The organism is Streptomyces sp. NPDC030021, assembly GCF_055574035.1.
Window position 1 is genome coordinate 24,136 of sequence record NZ_JBVIAH010000021.1, and the last position, 15,348, is coordinate 39,483.

Here is a 15,348-nt window from a genome sequence, read left to right on the forward strand (position 1 = left end):
CGAAGTGGCAAGAGCGGGCGTCGCCCCACACGGCCACAACCGCCTACGGCCGCTCGAAGAGCTGCAACACCCCGCCGAACGAGAAGCACAGTGCGCCCGTCAGCGTCGCCCAGTTGGCGATGTCGACGTTGAGCAGGCTTCCGGTGGCGGGGCGGGTGAAGGCCGCCAGCGCCGAGACCATGAAGAGGATCGAACCGAACTGGTTCACCGCCACGACCCACCACCCGAGACTGCGGGAGCGGACACACGGCCAGTGCCGATGGCAGATCTCGGCGAACGCGAGATGCCCCGAGACGAGGAACAGCACGCACCCGATCACGTCAGGAGTCCAGATCAGCCGGTTGACCTCCCGGACGGTGAGGCCTTCCAGGAAGGAGTCCAGCAGATTCACACCGAACACGAGCGTCCCGGTGAACAGGACGAACGTGCTCAGCCAGTCCAGCCGCATCGGCTCGTACCCCCACCACCGCCAGCCGGCCGTGACCAGGAAACCGCCCCCCTCGGCGTGCCGGGGCGCGTTCAGCACCTGCAGAACCGATACATAGCCCCCGGTGCTGAAGAACAGACCCCCGACGAGGTACACCCACGCGCTGACGAGCGGATCACCCGAACCGAACTGCGAGACCGCGGCGCCGACGGCGAACAGCGCCCCTCCGACGACGAACGCACCGGAGGCGACGACGTTGAGCATGCGCAGACGGCGCAATGCCCCGGGATCGGCGGTCGAGACCCGGCCGGCCGTGTCCCCCGGGCCCCGGACCGACAGCGTGCCGCGCTTGCGCGCCAGCCGCGAGTCCCAGACCACGGTCTCCCCCTCGGGACGCCGCCAGGTACGCCGGGTGATGAACGGTCCTGCGCCTTCGACGCTCTCCAGAGGCTGTCCCACGAGCCGAGACTAGTGCCGAGGGCGACACCCGAACGTCAGCGAAACGGACCCGCCGCCCACGAACCGCCGGGGCGGGAGGGAGCCGCGTTGCCGTGACCCGGGTGGTGGAATCCCGGGTGCCGGTTGTGTGGTGAGCACGCACAGTGGGTGCTCAGGGCGATGCGACCGCCCGGAACGGAAGTGCGGCGCATGGCCTCGGGCACAGCTGTGCACCTCGTACGAGTCGGACTCGGGCGGATGGACGGCGGTCCCGTACGTCGTGCCGTGGAGCGCCCCGGCGCCGACGCGTGAGGATGCCCGCCATGACCCAGCCCGCCCAGTCCGACCAGTCCGACCAGTCCCCCGGGTCGAGCCCGGCCGACCACGTCATCGTCCTCTTCGGCGCCACGGGGGACCTGGCCCGGCGCAAACTGCTGCCGGGCCTGTTCCATCTCGCCATGGCGGGGCTGATGCCGCGGCGCTACCGCATCGTCGGCTCGGCCCCGGGGTCCGAGGCCCTGAGCGACCAGGATTTCCGCGCCCACGCACGGCAGGCCGTGGAGGAGTTCGGACGCTCGCGCCCCGAGGGTCCCGTATGGCAGGAGTTCGAGTCCGCCCTGTCCTTCGGCTCGGCCGACCCGGAGGCCCCGGAGCCGCTGGTGGAGGCGGTACGCACGGCCGAGCAGGCCGTCGGCGGCACTCCGCGACGGCTCTTCCATCTCGCCGTCCCGCCCGTGGCGTTCACCTCGATGGTCGAACTCCTCGGCGCCACGGGCCTCGCCCAGGACGCCCGTGTCATCGTCGAGAAGCCCTTCGGGACCGACCTCGCGTCCGCGCGCGCACTCAACGCGACCATCCATTCCGTGTTCGACGAGTCCCGCGTGTTCCGCATCGACCACTTCCTCGGCAAGGAGGCGGTGGACAACATCCTCGCCCTCCGGTTCGCCAACGGCCTCTTCGAACCCCTCTGGAACCGCGAGCACATCGGCCATGTGCAGATCGACGTGCCCGAGAAGATCGACATCCAGGGCCGGGCGCACTTCTTCGAGGGCACCGGAACCTTCCGCGACATGATCGTCACTCATCTCTTCCAGCTGCTCGGGTTCGTCGCCATGGAACCGCCGGTCGTCCTCGACGCGCAGTCGCTCCGGGACGAGCAGGTCAAGGTCTTCCGCAGCATGCGGCCGCTGGATCCCGCGCACGTCGTCCGCGGACAGTACACGGGCTACCGCGCAGAGCCCGGGGTCGATCCGGCCTCGGACACCGAGACCTTCGCCGCCCTGCGCGTCGAGATCGACAACTGGCGCTGGGCCGGTGTCCCGTTCATCCTGCGCTCGGGCAAGGCGCTGGCCGAGGGCCGGCACGTCGTCACGCTGGGACTGCGCGAGCCCGTCCTCGGCATGTTCCCCCTGAACGCGCGTGCGGCCGTCGACGGCCGGGGCAACGAACTCGTCATCGACTTCGCCGATCCCGGCTCCATCACCGCCCGATTCCTCGTCAAGGAACCCGGCCCCTCGATGCGGTTGGCGGAGGCCGGCATGGTCTTCGGCTACCGGAGCTCCTTCACCGCCGACAACTCCCTGGAGGGTTACGAGCACCTCCTCCTGGAGGCCATGCTCGGCGACCAGTCCTTCTTCACCCGGTCCGACGGCATCGAACGCCTGTGGGAGATCTCGGCCCCGCTGCTGGACGCTCCCCGGCCCGTGGAGCCGTACGCCCCCGGAACCTGGGGGCCCGACAGCATCGACGCGCTCGTCGCCCCGCACCGCTGGCACCTGCCCGACCGGCGAGAGTGATGTGAGACGGATGGACCGGTGTGCCGCCCCCGGTCTCTCCGGCAACGCCTGTCCGTATGCGAAGCCTCTGTTGGGAAGAATGCACCGGCCAGGTGTACGGGGCGAGTCCGGAACGAGGTGATCGCCGATGCGCGGGGTGCCGGGCGCGGGAACGGTACTGGGGACGCCGCCGGACCTGGCTGCCGAGCCGTTGATCGAGTCGGTGACGCGCATCGCGACCACCGTGCTGCGGCCCGATGCGGAGCCCACCGCCGTCGAAGGCGTCTCCCGCGCCCGGTTGGACCCTGGATGACCGGCCGGGGCCTCGCGGACACGGTGATCACCGGGCCGTCACCGCCGATGACCAGGCCCTGTTCGTGCGCGCCGGCTGCACGCCCGAGCCGGGCACGGGCCTCGGCATGGACGCGGTCGAGCCGCCGCCGCTGTGGGCGATGGGCGCGACGCACACGACGGCCGTCGAGCTGCGGGATGTCGTCGTGCCGGCGGACGACGTGATCTCCGTCGAGCCCCGGCCGGACTGGATCCGGGCCTGCGATCTGGAGAACGCGAACGCCAACCCGGCCGTCTTCGGGAGGCCCGGTTCCATCTGGTCCAGGCACAGACCCAGCAGCTACGGGAAGCCACCGCGGAGGTGACGCTCCGAGGAATCTGAGGACCGGTCAGCCGATCCACATCCGCTGGCGGGCACGGGGTGGGTCGCAGCGGCCCGAGTCGACGGCTTGCCGGTAGCCGCGGTCGACGGCGCATGGGGTCAGAGGGGCTGGAGCCGCCTGTGCAGGAGGCAGAATTCGTTGCCCTCCGGGTCGGCGAGGACGTGCCAGTTCTCGGTGCCGGTCTGGCCGACGTCGGCGGGCCTGGCGCCGAGGGCGAGGAGCCGCTCCAGCTCGGCGTCCTGATCGCGGTCGGTGGGGTTGACGTCGATGTGCAGTCGGAGCTTCCCGGTCCGCGGGGTACTGCTTGGGCTGAGGACGAGGGTGGGCTGCGGGCCGCCGAAGCCGGCGTCGGGCGGCCCGATCTCGATGCTTCCGTCGTCCTCCCGGCCGAGTTCGACGTAGCCGAGGACCTCGCTCCAGAAGGCGGCGAGTCGGGCGGGGTCTGCGGCGTCGATGACCAGCTCACTGATGCGGCATGCCATGCCCGTCAGTCTACGGAGAGAACCCGGGCGTCCGGCGTCGGCCGCGCGCGCTTGGCTGCCTGGGGCTTCGGGCGGGTTCCGGCATCGGCATCCTCGCCCCGCAGCGAGAACATGACGGCGCGGGGCGAGGATCAGGACCGGCTGCTACCGGGAGGCCGGGGCCACGGGGTGGAAGTTGACGCGCTCGCGGACCACGGGGAAACCGGCCTTGGCGAAGTTCGCGGCCATGGGGAAGTTGCCCCGGTCCGTGGCTCCGGTGACGGCCTCGGCGCCGTGCTCCACCAGGAAGTGGGTGCACTCCGCGAGGAGGTCGTAGGCGTAGCCGCGGCCGCGGTGTTCCGGAAGGACGCCGATGAAGCCGATGGTCGGTCCGGAGGGGTTGTGCGCAGGGATGTGGATGCCTGCCAGGTCGCCCTCAGGTGTACGGGCGGTCTGCCACCACTCCCGCGGGGACGGGCACCAGTGGAAGAAGTCGAGCTCCTCCTGGGCGGCCTGGTCGAGGCCGCCTTCCGCTATGGCCTTCAGCGCGTGGGCGTCGAGGGTGGCCGAGTGGATGCGGCGCAGTGCGTCGAAGAAGACCGCGTCGTTGGGTTCGGCGCCGAAGGCGAGGCGGCCGGGCCGTTCGGGGAGCCCGCGCTCCGGAGTCCAGCGGTAGAGGAAGCGTTCCACCAGGAGCTCGTAGCCGGCCGCCCGGGCGGCGGCGAACCGCGTCTCGGTGGCGGCGGCCAGGTCGGGGTGGTCCCGCCAGTCGCCGGGGAGGTTGATCTCGAGCTCGACCTGCCAGGGGGCGGAGCGCAGGAGTTCGGCTCCCGCCTCCACCTCGCCCTTGGCGACGTCGAACCAGTTGACGTTGACGGGTTCCTTGTCATCGGTGCCGCCCCACCAGGCGCCACGGGCGACGACCGTGCCGTCGCGCAGGGCCACCCGCTTCCACTCGGGGCGGTGCGTGGTGCGCTCGTGGGCGGCACGGGCGTTCAGCGGATCGGGGTGTGCGTCGAACAGGTGGGCGTCGCTCTCGTCGAGCGCGCGGATGACCAGATCGGTCATGGATTCCTCCGGGATGTGTACTGCGTGGGGCGCTCCCGGTCTCGGATCAGACGAACCACACCGGGGTAACGGGGAGGGAGCGCTGGATGGTTGTGATCTGCACGGCACTCGCCTCCTTCCGTTCGGGTCGCGCGACGTGGTCCGAGCCCGGACGATACTCGATCTTCAACAGGTCCGTCCACGCAATTGCGGAGCCCTTCGGGAAGGCGCACGACGAGCTGCAACGGGGCGTCGAGTCCCTCGTGTCCGCTCTCGACCCGGCGGTGTTCACCGAGGAGGAATCCCGAGGGAGCCTTGCCATGGCAGAGTTCGGACAGGGGATGTGGTGAACGGTCCCGTAGACGACCTGAGGAGGGGCGCGTTGGCCGCTGTGGTGCTCGTTCACGGGCTGTATCACCGTCCTGAGCACTTTGCCGGGGTGGCGGAGCGTTTGCGGGCTTCAGGAGCGGAGGTTGCCGTTCCCGAGCTGCACCGGGGTTCGTTGTCCGCCGACACCGCCGCGGTCCAGGCTGCCGTGGACGCGCTGCCGGAGCCTGCGGTCGTGCTCGGCCACTCCTACGGCGGTTCGGTGATCACCGGGGTGCGCGGGGCGGGACACCTGGTGTACCTGGCGGCCTTCGTGCCGGACACCGGTGAGAGCGCCGCCGGTCTGGGTGGGGCGTCCGCGCAGCTCCAGGAGGCGATCCGCCCTGAGCCCGACGGCTCGACCAGCCTGCGTCCCGACCTGGCCGCCGCCACCCTCTACGGCGACTGTCCCGAACCTCTCGCCGCCAGGGCGGTCGGCCTGTTGCGGGCCCAAGCCCCCGGCTGCGGGCGCGGGGTTCCGCAGCGCCACAGCTGGAAGGACACCCCCTCCACGTACGTGGTCTGCGCGCAGGACCGGGCCGTCGACCCGGTCCTGCAACGGAGGATGGCTTCGCGCTGCACCGGCGTGCGCGAGTGGCGGACCGGCCACTCCCCGTTCGCAGGACGGCCCCGACTCGTCGTCGAACTCCTGCAGGAACTGCTCGCGTCCACTCTCCGGCGCGATGCGCGCGTGTGAGACCACGGGTGCCGGTGTCGGCGTCCGCAGGGCGACGTACGCAGGCACGTGCGGTCGCTTCCGGAATCCCATGGCGCGTGCGGTTCTGACCTGCGACTATCTGCGGATGCCTATCCTTGCCGACGATCTCGGCCACCTTTCCTACACCGTCACCGGCGAAGGTTCGCCCGTGGTGCTCGTGCACGCCGGAGTCGCCGACCACACCATGTGGGACGCCGTCGTGCCCGCCCTCGCGGAGCGGAATACCGTCATCCGGTACGACCTGCGGGGCTTCGGCGAGTCCGCGCCCCCGACCGGGCCGTTCAGTGAGACCGATGACCTGTGCCGGCTCCTGGACCACCTCGGTCTCGAAAGCGTCCGGCTCATCGGCGCGTCCTGGGGCGGGCGGGTGGCCGTGAACTTCGCTCTCACCCACCCGGGCCGGGTCCGGTCGCTGACGCTGCTCGCCCCGCCGTGGCCCGGCTACGGCTGGTCGGCGGACATGGTGGCCTACGACGAGGCCGAGACGGCGGCCCTGGAGGCGGGTGACCTGGACGCCGCGGTCCGCGTGAACCTGGACATGTGGCTGCGCGGGCCCGGCCGCGGGTGGGAGGACGTCGCTCCGGGGCTGACCGAACGGCTCCGTACCCCGATGCGGACGTCGCTGGTGAACCAGGACGCGGTCGGGGAACACTCCCTGGGTGGCGCGGCGGGCGACCTCGCGACGATCGCCGTTCCCACCCTGGTCGGGATCGGCCTGCTCGACGTCGCCGACTTCCAGGACATCGCACGCCGGTACGCCGCCGAGATACCCGGCGCCGCCCTGGTCGAGTTCCCGACCGCGGCCCACCTGATCGCACTCGACGCGCCCACCGAACTCGTCACGGCGCTCCGGCCGTTCCTCACCCGCTGACGCGGAGACGCTGACCGGCCGAAACCCAAGTGCCCCCGCACCCCGGGACGGTGGAGGATCTGTCCATGGACAACAAGGTCATGGCACGGCTCGCCGAGGCGGTGTCGTCAGGTGTTCCGGTCCGCGTCCACCGGTCGGCGATCCGGGGCGCGGACCGGCTCGACGGTTTCGTCGTCGGTACGAGCGCGGCGTGGACGCTGATCGCCCTGTGCAGTGACGTCCAGCTCGACGGCTGGGCGGCGGTGCGTACCGCGGACGTCACCAAGGTCGGGTGGCGGGGCGGTACGGACTGCCTGACCGTCCGGGCGCTGCGGCGGCGCGGGCGCTGGCCGGCCCGGGCGCCCGAGCCGGGGCTCGTCCTGGACGGGCTGGCGGACCTGGCCGAAGGCGCCTCCCGGGCCTTCGGATTGGTGTCCCTGCACGTCGAGCGGGACGCGCCGGATGCCTGCTGGATCGGCGAGGTGGCCGCTGTACGGCCGAAGTCGCTGCGGCTGCGGGAGGTCGACACCGAGGCGCGGTGGCGCCCGGAGCTGTCGAAGTTCCGGTTCGAGGACGTCACCCGGGTGGGCTTCGGCGGGCGCTACGAGCGGACGCTGCTGGAGTTCGCCGGGCCGCAGCGCTGACCGTGTGCTCCCTCAGGCACCCTCAGGCTCCGCCGACCGGGGGTGCGGGTGCGGTGATCCGGCGGACGGACTCCACCACCGCCGCGCGGTGCTCGGCGAGCCGCTCGGCGGCCCAGCCGGTGCCCGCCGCGCCCGCCGCCGGGCCGCCCACCGCGCCGAACCAGGCCTGCGACACGCCCATGACCAGTGTCAGCACATCCGTCGCGGGCACTGCGGGGTCGATCCGGCCCGCTTCCTGGGCCCGCCGAACCGCCGCGATCTTGCCGTCGTAGGACGCGGACTCCTCGTCCGAGGACCCCGGGCGCTCCAGTTGCTTCCACAGGACGAGGCGCATCAGCGCCGGCCGCTCGACGAGGTGGTCGAAGACCGCCCCCGCGTAGCCGGGCAGGTCGTCGACGTCGAACGGGACGGACTCCGATCCCGTAGCGAGGGCCCGCTGGAGCACGGCGTCGAAGAGCTGCTCCTTGTTGCCGTAGTAGACGTAGATGAGCCGCTTGTTCGCCTGCGCCGCCTCGGCGATGCGGTCGACGCGCGCACCCGCGATGCCGTACGTCGCGAACTCGGTGAAGGCCGCGTCGAGCAGGCGCGCCTTCGTCGCGTGGGAATCCCGTGCCATGGACCGCAGCCTAGCAAGTAACTATCCGGTTATTGACAAACGTGGCCGACGCGTCGCAGACTCGAACTATCCAGTTAGTTACTTTCCTGTGAGGAGCACATCATGGAGATCCGCGCACTGGGCGGCCAGGGACTGAAGGTCGGCGCCGAGGGCCTCGGCCTGATGGGGATGAGCGCCCACTACGGCGCCACCGACGAGACCGAGTCGCTCGCCACCATCGACCGCGCCCTGGAGCTGGGCGTCACCCTCCTCGACACCGCCGAGGGCTACGGCCCCTTCCGCAACGAGCAGCTCCTCGGCAAGGCCCTGGCCGGCCGCCGCGAGGCGGCCGTCGTCGCCACCAAGACCGGGGTCGAGTTCACCGACGAAGGCGCCTTCGTCGGACACAACGCGACCCCCGAGTACATCCGCCGCTCGGCCGACCGCTCCCTGCGCCACCTGGGCACCGACCACATCGACCTCTACTACCTGCACCGCGTCGACCCGAACGTGCCGATCGAGGAGAGCGTCGGCGCCCTGGCCGAGCTGGTCGAGGCCGGCAAGGTCCGCCACATCGGACTGTGCGAGGTCTCCCCCGCCACGATCGCCCGCGCCCACGCCGTGCACCCGCTGGCCGCCGTACAGACCGAGTACAGCCTCTTCGAGCGCGGCATCGAACACGACGGCGTGCTCGACACCCTCCGCGAACTCGGCATCGGGCTCGTCGCGTACTCCCCGCTCGGACGCGGATTCCTCTCCGGTGCCCTCACCAGCCCGGACGACTTCGCCGCCGACGACTTCCGCCGCACCGACCCCCGGTTCCAGGGCGAGAACTTCCACCGCAACCTCGCCGTCGTGGACCAGGTGCGCAGGCTCGCCGCCGAGAAGGGCGTCACCCCCTCGCAGCTCGCCCTGGCCTGGACCCTCCACCAGGGCGCCGTCCCCATCCCGGGCACCAAGCGCCGCAGCTACCTGGAGGAGAACATCGCCGCCACCGCCGTGACGATCACCCCCGCGGAACTGGCGGCCATCGACGCCGTGGCGCCGCACGGCGTGGCTTCCGGCGACCGCTACGCACCCGAGCTGATGGCCTCCCTGAACGGCTGATCTTGTTGGGGTGCGGAAACCGGGCCGGGGGCGGCACCTCCGGGAAACGGACGGGGAAAGCGATGGCGGGGGCGGCCGGGGCGGCGGACGGGACGTCCCCGAGGTCGACGCCGCGCTGCGGAACAACCACCGGCTGGACTACGGGACCTCGTGCCTGCTGCAGCTGCGGGACCCCACGGCCGCCGCCCTGGGGCGCGGATACCACCCGAGCCACCACCGGGCGCGCGCTCCTGTCGGGTGACCCGGACCTCGTGGCGGCCGCCCTCGTCGACCGGCGCGGCGAGCACCGGGCGACCACGCGCGCCTTCGCCTGGTGTCCGCCGCCCACCCGGAGGCCACGGACCCCAAGGATCCCCCGGATGCCACGGCCGCCACGGACGCCGCGGACGGCCCGGGCGGGTTCACAGCATGACGTGCTTGACCTGGGTGTAGTCCAGGAGGCCCGCCATCGAGAGGTCACTGCCGTAGCCCGAGTGCTTGACCCCGCCGTGGGGCATCTCGGAGACGGTGGTGCCGTGCGTGTTCACCCAGACGATGCCGGTGTGCAGGGCCCGGGTCGCGCGCATGGCCCGGTCGTGGTCCGTCGTCCACACGCTGGCGGCGAGGCCGTGGCGGACGCCGTTGGCCAGGTACAGGGCCTCCGCCTCGTCCGCGAAGGACTGCACGGTCACGACGGGGCCGAAAACCTCCTCCTGCACGATCTCGTCGTCCTGGCGCACGCCCGCGATGACGGTGGGTTCGTGGAAGAAGCCGGGCCGTGGGAGGCGGGCCCCGCCGGCGACGATCTCGGCGCGGCGCGGGAGCCGGTCGAGCAGGGACCGTACCGACGTCAGCTGGGCCGCGTTGTTCAGCGGGCCGAAGTCGGCGTCCGGCTCGTCCGGGGCGCCCGTACGCAGGGCGGCCGCCCCGGCCGCGAAGGCCACGAGGAACGCGTCGTGCACCCGGTGGTGGACCAGCAGCCGGGTGGGCGCGGTGCAGTCCTGGCCCGCGTTGTAGTAGGCGACCGCGGCGAGGGCGGCGGCGGTCGCCTCGACGTCCACGTCGTCGTGGACGAGCACCGGTGCGTTGCCGCCGAGCTCCAGGTGGACCCGTTTGAGGTCGGCGGCCGCGGCAGCGGCGATCTGCCGGCCGGCGCGCACGCTGCCGGTGACCGCGATGAGGGCGACATCGGGGTGGGCGGTGAGCGCGCGGCCGGTGTCGCGGTCGCCGCAGACCACGTTGAGCACGCCCGGCGGCAGGTGCCCGGCCGCGACGCGGGCCAGCAGCGCCGACGACGAGGGGGTGGTGTCGGCGGGCTTGAGCACGGTCGTGTTGCCCGCGGCGACGGCCGGGGCGATCTTCCACACCGCCATCATCAGCGGGTAGTTCCACGGGGTGATCTGGGCGCAGACCCCGACCGGTTCGCGCCGCAACACGGAGGTACGGCCTTCGGTGTACTCGGCGGCCGCGAGGCCCGGCAGGTTGCGCGCGGCTCCGGCGAAGAAGCGCAGGGTGTCGGCGATCGCGGGCAGTTCCTCGGTCCTGAACTGCCGGGGCGGCTTGCCGGTGTCGCCGGTCTCGGCGGCCACGAAGGCCTCCGCGTGCTCCTCGATGGCGTCGGCGATACCGAGCAGGGCGCGCTGGCGTACCGCCGGTGTCGTCGTGGACCAGTGCGCGTAGGCGGCTGCGGCTGCCGCGCAGGCGGCGTCAGTGTCGGCCCTGCCGGAGCGCGGGGCGTGGCCGTGCACCCGGCCGGTGGCGGGGTCGACCAGCTCCATCGTCTCGCCGGAGGCGGCGGGCCGGTCCACGCCCGCCACATGGTTGAGCACGGGGTCAGCCACGGCGCAGCGCCTCCCTGGCGGCGTCGCGTCCGGTGCGTACGGCGCCCTCCATGTAGCCGGCCACCCACTGGTCGGATCCGCAGACGTAGAAGGGTGGTTCGTGGGTGCCGTGGCGGGGTCCGACGGCCATGACGTCGCCGGGGGTCCACTGGGTGACGTACCCCTGGGTCCACGGGTCGGTGCCCCACATCCGGACGTAGGTGGCGAGCGGCCGGTACGCCTCGTCGCCGTAGAGGCGGGCGATGTCGGCGAGGAGTTCCCGGGTGCGCAGCGGGGCGGGTGTGCCGAGCAGGACGCCGAGCCTCTCGGGTGGTACGAGGGCGGAGAGGATGCCGTCGCTCTGCGGCCAGGTGCTGCCGAGGACCCCTTCGCATTCGGAGAGGCCGCTCTGGCCGAGTGCGCGCCAGAACGGCCGGTCGTACGCGGCGACGAACTTCGCGGCGAGGGCCTGGCGTTGGTGATGCAGGGAGGCGAGTCGCTCATCGCGGACGCCGGTGACGGCGACCTGGCGGAGCGGGCCGACGGGCAGGGCGCTGACGACGGCGCCGGCGGTGAGGGTCTCGCCGCCGGCCAGCCGTACGGAGCAGGGGCCGGCCGGACGGACCGTGACGGCCTCGACGGGCGCGCCGGTGCGGATGCATCCGCCGAGGGCTGCGGCCATGCGCAGGGCCACCGTGGCGGAGCCCTCGGCGACCCGCAGGCCCTCCCATGCCTCGTAGTCGTAGGCGTCGGGGCCGGGGACTGCGGCGTGTTTGCGCAGGGCGGCGAGCAGGGACGTACGCTCGTACGAGCCGTCGGCGAGGGCGAGTTGGCCGATCTCCCAGAGGCGGACGACGGCCGGTGTCGCTCCCTGGGCGCGCAGCCAGTCGCCGACGGAGGACCGGTCGAGGGCCGTCGCGTCGGGGTGGGACCAGGGGTCGGCCGGGTCCACGGTCCGGGCGAGGGCGCAGAAGGCGGCGGTGACCCTCTGGTGGCAGGCGTCGTCGCCGGGGCCGAACCAGTGGGGCGGTTCGCCGGCGGAGACCCCTTCGGGCGTGGCACGGGTGAGGGCGCCGGGCTCGGCGACATAGCTGGGGACCAGGGTGAGGCCGAGTTCCTCGGCCAGGGCCAGGTAGGCGGTGTGGGCGCGGCCGACGACCTCTCCGCCGAGCTGGACCAGCCGGCCGTCGGGGAGTTCGGTCTGTTCGACGCGTCCGCCGACCCGGTCCCGGGCCTCGACGACGAGGACGTCGGCTCCGCCGGCGGCGAGGTCGCGCGCTGCGGCGAGGCCGGCCAGGCCGGCGCCGAGCACGATGACGTCGTGGTTCATGAGGGTGTCCTTCGGTCGGGCGGAGTCGGGGCGGAACCGGGGCGGCTTCGGCTTCGGCTTCAGTCCAGGACGAGGCAGTGTTCGGGCTTCCAGCCGATCTCGACGCGCTCGCCGCCGCTCCAGCGGTCCTCCCTGCGGGAGCGGACGGTGTTCTGCTCCAGTACGGACACCGTGACGCCGGGGGCCAGTTCGATCAGGTACGTGGTGGTCGGGCCGCAGTAGACGGTCTCGCGGACGACCCCGGTGGCGCGGGCCATGCCGGGCTCCAGGTCGGACAGCCAGATCTTCTCGGGGCGGATCGACAGGTTGACCCTGCTGCCTTCGGGGACGGACGTCCGCTGTCCGACGGGCAGTTCGGGGCCGTCGTCGAGGACGACCCGGCCGGAGCGGTAGGTGCCGGGGACGAGGTTGGAGGTGCCCATGAAGGCGGCGGTGAAGCTGCTGATGGGGCGCTCGTACACGTCCTCGGGCGTTCCGCACTGCTCGACGCGGCCCTCGTTCATGACGGCGAGGCGGTCCGACATGGTCAGGGCCTCGTCCTGGTCGTGGGTGACGAAGACGAAGGTGATGCCGACCTCGCGCTGGATCTGCTTGAGCTCGACCTGCATGTGACGGCGCAGTTTGAGGTCGAGGGCGGCCAGCGGCTCGTCGAGGAGGAGGACCTGGGGCCGGTTGACGAGGGCGCGGGCGAGGGCGACGCGTTGTTTCTGACCGCCGGAGAGGGTGGCCGGCTTGCGGTTCGCCAGGTGGCCGAGCTGGACGAGGTCGAGCATGCCGGAGACCCGTTCGCGGATCTCGGCGCGGCCGATGCCCTTGCGCTTGAGGCCGAAGGCCACGTTGTCGGCGAGCGAGAGGTGGTCGAAGAGGGCGTAGCTCTGGAAGACGGTGTTGACGTTGCGCTTGTCGGGCGGCAGGCCGGTGACGTCCTGGCCGTCGAGGAGGACGCTGCCCGTGGTGGGGTCGGAGAAGCCTCCGATCATCCGCAGGAGGCTGGTCTTGCCGCAGCCGGAGGGCCCGAGGAGGGAGAAGAACTCGCCCGGGGCGATGTCGAGTTCGACGTCGCGCACGGCGTAGGTGCCGCCCGCGGCGGGGTACTGCTTGCTGACACGGTCGAGCCGGACGGCGGGGGTCGGGTGGACGGGCGTCGGAGTCATGGGGGTCCGGGTCTTGGCGGCCGGGGTCGTGGGGGTCGGGTGCTCGGGTGTCGCGGGCATGGGTGTCACTTCCCGGAGAGCAGGTCGAGGCCGCCTCTGCGCCCGAACAGGCGCGGGATGGCCAGTGCGAGGACGATGAGGCCGATGGAGCCGGCCAGCATCAGGGTGCCGACGGCGTTGATGGTGGGCTGTACGCCGAACCTGATCGCCGAGTAGATGCGCACCGACAGGGGCTGCGGGTCGACGCCGGTGGTGAAGTAGGCGAGGACGAAGTCGTCGAAGACGAGGGCGAAGATCAGCACCGCGGACGCGAGGATGCTGGGCAGCAGCGCGGGCAGGGTCACCAGGCGCAGTGCCTGCCCGCGGGTGGCCCCGAGGTCCATGGCCGCCTCCTCGACCTCCGGGTTGAGGGCGGCGATGCGGGAGCGGAGGATGACCGTCACGTAGGAGATGGAGAAGGTGATCTCGGCGAGCATCACGGTGGTGGTGGAGAGGGTGATGCCGAGGCCCTTGAAGAGGAGCATCGCCGCGACGCCGGTGACGATCTCCGGGGTGATCAGCGGGACGAGCATGATCAGGCCGGCGAAGGAGCCGAGGCGGCTGCGGCTGCGTACGAGGCCCAGGGCCAGGGCCACCCCGAGGACGAGCGAGCCGGCCATGGCGACCAGGGACACCCGCAGGCTCATGCCGAGCGAGTCGAGGAGTGCCTCGTCGTGGAGGAGGGCTGTGTACCAGCGGAGGCTGACGCCGTCGAGGACGGTGAGGGATTTCTGGGAGTTGAAGGAGAACAGGACGACGACGCCGACGGGGAGGTAGAGGAGCGCGAAGAAGAGGGCGGTGACGGCGATGGCGAAGCGGGGGCGGCGCTCGGCTCCGCGCCGGCGGCGCTGCGGGGTGCGCGGACCCTGCCGGGCGCGCCCGTTGTCCTCCCGCCCGCGCGGGGCCTGCTGCGTGCTCGGGGCCTGCTGCGTACTCGGATGCGGCTGCGTGCTCATCGGGCGGCCTCCGCCTCGTCCTTGCGGGTGCGTCGCAGGTAGCCGAGCATCCCGAGGAACAGGACCGCCATCAGCAGCATGGTGAGGGCCGAGCCGAGGGGCCAGTTCTGGCCTTGGAAGAACTTGTCCTGGATCAGGTTGCCGATCATGATCTGGTCGGGGCCTCCCATGAGCTGGGCGCTGACGAAGTCGCCCATGGCGGGCAGGAAGACGAGGACGCAGCCGGCGGCCGCTCCCTGCCGGGTGGCGGGGACGGTGACGAAGACGAAGGTCCGCAGGGGGCCGCCGTAGAGGTCGCGGCCGGCCTCGATGAGCGAGGTGTCCATGCGTTCCATCGCCGCGTACAGCGGGATGATCATGAAGACGACGAAGCCGTAGACGAGTCCGGCGATCACTCCCACTCCGGTCTGGAGGATCTTGGTGCCGTCGTCGGCGAGACCGATCGCGCGCAGGGCCTTCAGCAGCGGTCCGTCGTCGGAGAGGACGACGGACCAGCCGTACATCCGGACCAGGTAGTTGGCGAAGAACGGGACGACGATCGCGGCGATCAGCAGGTTCTTGAACCGGCCGCCGCACAGGGCGATGGCGTAGGCGACCGGGTAGGCCACGGCGAGGCAGACGAGGCAGGTGATCAGCGCGTAGCCGAGGGAGCGCAGCAGGACGGTGCGGTAGGCGGGGTCGGCCAGTGCGGTGAGGTTGGTGAAGTCGAGTCCGAAGCGCGGGTTGCCGAGGGGGTCGGTGGTGCCGAGCGCCAGGGTGGCCACGAGGAGGAGGGAGGCGACGAGGAACCCGGTCATCCAGAGGGTGCCGGGGAGCAGGAGCCAGGTCCACAGGCGCGGCTGCCGCCTCCGGGCGCGGGTGCCCGTTGCGGCTTCGGGCCGTGTCCGGTCTTGGGGCGGCCTTTTCGGCTCGGCCGGGTCCTGGGACGGCCGGACCGCGGTTCCGGTGCGGTTGCTGCGTGTCGCCAT

At 72.0% G+C, this 15,348-nt stretch carries 16 protein-coding genes; 7 read left to right on the plus strand and 9 right to left on the minus strand.

The window, feature by feature from the left end; translation table 11 throughout:
* Positions 1 to 43: 43 nt before the first annotated feature.
* On the minus strand, positions 44 to 886 hold the full coding sequence (locus ACZ4YL_RS32530; protein ID WP_468121391.1) for a hypothetical protein: 843 nt from the start codon (positions 884 to 886) through the stop codon (positions 44 to 46).
* A 302-nt stretch (positions 887 to 1,188) separates the two neighbouring features.
* Between ACZ4YL_RS32530 and zwf the strand changes: the two genes are divergently transcribed.
* The 3 genes from zwf (at position 1,189) to ACZ4YL_RS32545 (ending at position 3,296) form a co-directional block, all read left to right on the plus strand.
* Positions 1,189 to 2,661: a glucose-6-phosphate dehydrogenase gene (gene zwf / locus ACZ4YL_RS32535; RefSeq protein WP_468121392.1), complete on the plus strand. Its 1,473-nt coding sequence runs from the start codon at positions 1,189 to 1,191 to the stop codon at positions 2,659 to 2,661.
* Positions 2,662 to 2,788: 127 nt separating this feature from the next.
* Positions 2,789 to 2,953 (plus strand): hypothetical protein, encoded by a 165-nt coding sequence (locus tag ACZ4YL_RS32540; RefSeq protein WP_468121393.1) that lies wholly within the window; start codon positions 2,789 to 2,791, stop codon positions 2,951 to 2,953.
* A gap of 64 nt (positions 2,954 to 3,017) precedes the next feature.
* Entirely contained in the window at positions 3,018 to 3,296 is a 279-nt protein-coding gene (locus ACZ4YL_RS32545; protein ID WP_468121394.1) for a hypothetical protein, read from the plus strand.
* 116 nt (positions 3,297 to 3,412) lie between these two features.
* On the opposite strand, the gene ACZ4YL_RS32550 is transcribed toward ACZ4YL_RS32545, so the two are convergent.
* Together ACZ4YL_RS32550 and ACZ4YL_RS32555 are read right to left on the minus strand one after the other, a co-directional pair.
* The gene (locus ACZ4YL_RS32550) at positions 3,413 to 3,796 is read right to left on the minus strand and encodes a VOC family protein (protein WP_468121395.1); all 384 of its coding nucleotides are present in this window, start codon (positions 3,794 to 3,796) and stop codon (positions 3,413 to 3,415) included.
* 144 nt (positions 3,797 to 3,940) lie between these two features.
* Positions 3,941 to 4,843 carry a GNAT family N-acetyltransferase gene (locus ACZ4YL_RS32555; RefSeq protein ID WP_468121396.1) on the minus strand — a complete coding sequence of 301 codons (903 nt, stop codon included), beginning with the start codon at positions 4,841 to 4,843 and terminating at the stop codon, positions 3,941 to 3,943.
* A gap of 361 nt (positions 4,844 to 5,204) precedes the next feature.
* Here ACZ4YL_RS32555 and ACZ4YL_RS32560 point away from each other — a divergent pair, with 361 nt between their 5' ends.
* The 3 genes from ACZ4YL_RS32560 (at position 5,205) to ACZ4YL_RS32570 (ending at position 7,400) form a co-directional block, all read left to right on the plus strand.
* Complete coding sequence (locus tag ACZ4YL_RS32560; protein ID WP_468121397.1) at positions 5,205 to 5,885, plus strand: alpha/beta hydrolase; 681 nt, start codon at positions 5,205 to 5,207, stop codon at positions 5,883 to 5,885.
* A 106-nt stretch (positions 5,886 to 5,991) separates the two neighbouring features.
* A complete protein-coding gene (locus ACZ4YL_RS32565; protein ID WP_468121398.1) occupies positions 5,992 to 6,777 on the plus strand; it encodes an alpha/beta fold hydrolase in 786 nt (261 codons plus the stop codon).
* Between the two features lie 65 nt (positions 6,778 to 6,842).
* A complete protein-coding gene (locus tag ACZ4YL_RS32570) occupies positions 6,843 to 7,400 on the plus strand; it encodes a hypothetical protein (protein WP_468121399.1) in 558 nt (185 codons plus the stop codon).
* A 22-nt stretch (positions 7,401 to 7,422) separates the two neighbouring features.
* On the opposite strand, the gene ACZ4YL_RS32575 is transcribed toward ACZ4YL_RS32570, so the two are convergent.
* On the minus strand, positions 7,423 to 8,016 hold the full coding sequence (locus ACZ4YL_RS32575) for a TetR/AcrR family transcriptional regulator (RefSeq protein ID WP_468121400.1): 594 nt from the start codon (positions 8,014 to 8,016) through the stop codon (positions 7,423 to 7,425).
* A gap of 102 nt (positions 8,017 to 8,118) precedes the next feature.
* Between ACZ4YL_RS32575 and ACZ4YL_RS32580 the strand changes: the two genes are divergently transcribed.
* A complete protein-coding gene (locus ACZ4YL_RS32580) occupies positions 8,119 to 9,102 on the plus strand; it encodes an aldo/keto reductase (RefSeq protein WP_468121401.1) in 984 nt (327 codons plus the stop codon).
* A 401-nt stretch (positions 9,103 to 9,503) separates the two neighbouring features.
* Here the strand turns inward: ACZ4YL_RS32580 and ACZ4YL_RS32585 are convergent, their stop codons facing one another.
* The 5 genes from ACZ4YL_RS32585 to ACZ4YL_RS32605 form a co-directional block, all read right to left on the minus strand.
* Positions 9,504 to 10,922 carry an aminobutyraldehyde dehydrogenase gene (locus ACZ4YL_RS32585; RefSeq protein ID WP_468121402.1) on the minus strand — a complete coding sequence of 473 codons (1,419 nt, stop codon included), beginning with the start codon at positions 10,920 to 10,922 and terminating at the stop codon, positions 9,504 to 9,506.
* Positions 10,915 to 12,231, minus strand: a complete 1,317-nt coding sequence (locus ACZ4YL_RS32590) for a flavin monoamine oxidase family protein (RefSeq protein WP_468121403.1) — start codon at positions 12,229 to 12,231, stop codon at positions 10,915 to 10,917. Before ACZ4YL_RS32590 ends, ACZ4YL_RS32585 begins: the two co-directional genes overlap by 8 nt.
* 59 nt (positions 12,232 to 12,290) lie before the next feature.
* The gene (locus ACZ4YL_RS32595; protein ID WP_468121484.1) at positions 12,291 to 13,385 is read right to left on the minus strand and encodes an ABC transporter ATP-binding protein; all 1,095 of its coding nucleotides are present in this window, start codon (positions 13,383 to 13,385) and stop codon (positions 12,291 to 12,293) included.
* Between the two features lie 65 nt (positions 13,386 to 13,450).
* Positions 13,451 to 14,380 carry an ABC transporter permease gene (locus tag ACZ4YL_RS32600; RefSeq protein ID WP_468121404.1) on the minus strand — a complete coding sequence of 310 codons (930 nt, stop codon included), beginning with the start codon at positions 14,378 to 14,380 and terminating at the stop codon, positions 13,451 to 13,453.
* On the minus strand, positions 14,377 to 15,348 hold the full coding sequence (locus ACZ4YL_RS32605; protein WP_468121405.1) for an ABC transporter permease: 972 nt from the start codon (positions 15,346 to 15,348) through the stop codon (positions 14,377 to 14,379). The genes ACZ4YL_RS32600 and ACZ4YL_RS32605 overlap by 4 nt, the downstream gene beginning before the upstream one ends.

What these genes read in the sequence shown, in the direction of transcription:
- ACZ4YL_RS32580 (WP_468121401.1), top strand. Translation starts at nt 8,119, where the DNA reads ATGGAGATCCGCGCACTGGGCGGCCAGGGACTGAAGGTCGGCGCCGAG.
- ACZ4YL_RS32605 (WP_468121405.1), bottom strand. Translation starts at nt 15,348, where the DNA reads ATGGCGACACGCAGCAACCGCACCGGAACCGCGGTCCGGCCGTCCCAG.
- ACZ4YL_RS32550 (WP_468121395.1), bottom strand. Translation starts at nt 3,796, where the DNA reads ATGGCATGCCGCATCAGTGAGCTGGTCATCGACGCCGCAGACCCCGCC.
- ACZ4YL_RS32590 (WP_468121403.1), bottom strand. Translation starts at nt 12,231, where the DNA reads ATGAACCACGACGTCATCGTGCTCGGCGCCGGCCTGGCCGGCCTCGCC.
- ACZ4YL_RS32540 (WP_468121393.1), top strand. Translation starts at nt 2,789, where the DNA reads ATGCGCGGGGTGCCGGGCGCGGGAACGGTACTGGGGACGCCGCCGGAC.
- ACZ4YL_RS32565 (WP_468121398.1), top strand. Translation starts at nt 5,992, where the DNA reads ATGCCTATCCTTGCCGACGATCTCGGCCACCTTTCCTACACCGTCACC.
- ACZ4YL_RS32555 (WP_468121396.1), bottom strand. Translation starts at nt 4,843, where the DNA reads ATGACCGATCTGGTCATCCGCGCGCTCGACGAGAGCGACGCCCACCTG.
- zwf (WP_468121392.1), top strand. Translation starts at nt 1,189, where the DNA reads ATGACCCAGCCCGCCCAGTCCGACCAGTCCGACCAGTCCCCCGGGTCG.
- ACZ4YL_RS32570 (WP_468121399.1), top strand. Translation starts at nt 6,843, where the DNA reads ATGGACAACAAGGTCATGGCACGGCTCGCCGAGGCGGTGTCGTCAGGT.
- ACZ4YL_RS32575 (WP_468121400.1), bottom strand. Translation starts at nt 8,016, where the DNA reads ATGGCACGGGATTCCCACGCGACGAAGGCGCGCCTGCTCGACGCGGCC.
- ACZ4YL_RS32600 (WP_468121404.1), bottom strand. Translation starts at nt 14,380, where the DNA reads ATGAGCACGCAGCCGCATCCGAGTACGCAGCAGGCCCCGAGCACGCAG.
- ACZ4YL_RS32595 (WP_468121484.1), bottom strand. Translation starts at nt 13,385, where the DNA reads ATGACTCCGACGCCCGTCCACCCGACCCCCGCCGTCCGGCTCGACCGT.